Raw genomic sequence first — 356 nt, forward strand, 5'->3', positions numbered from 1 at the left:
GCGAGGTAGGCGACGAGGCCCGCCAACAGGCCGTAGTAGATGGGCTCGTTGGCGAGGAGGCCGTCGGTCACCATGAGGACGACGACCGTGGTGCCGCCCGCGATCATCGAGGCCATGGCGCCGGGCAGGTTGCCGCGCCTCCAGACGAGACCTCCGAGGATGGGCACCAACAGGCCGCCGACCAGCAGGTTGTAGGCGACGGTGAGGGCTTCGATGACATCGCCGAGGGCGCAGGCGATGCCCATGGCGGCGATGCCGAGGACGACGATCGCGAGGCGGTTGGAACCGATCTCGTCGTCCTTCGAGCCGGTGGCCGTGCGCTTGCGGAGGCGTGCCCAGATGTCGTTGTTGGCGAC

At 68.8% G+C, this 356-nt stretch carries 1 pseudogene; it reads right to left on the reverse strand.

Annotated elements, in window-relative coordinates:
• Positions 1–356 (reverse strand): annotated as a pseudogene (locus JHN45_RS52645) (sodium:solute symporter); the annotation flags it as partial.

The organism is Streptomyces sp. MBT53 (assembly GCF_016654115.1).
Lineage (GTDB): Bacteria > Actinomycetota > Actinomycetes > Streptomycetales > Streptomycetaceae > Streptomyces.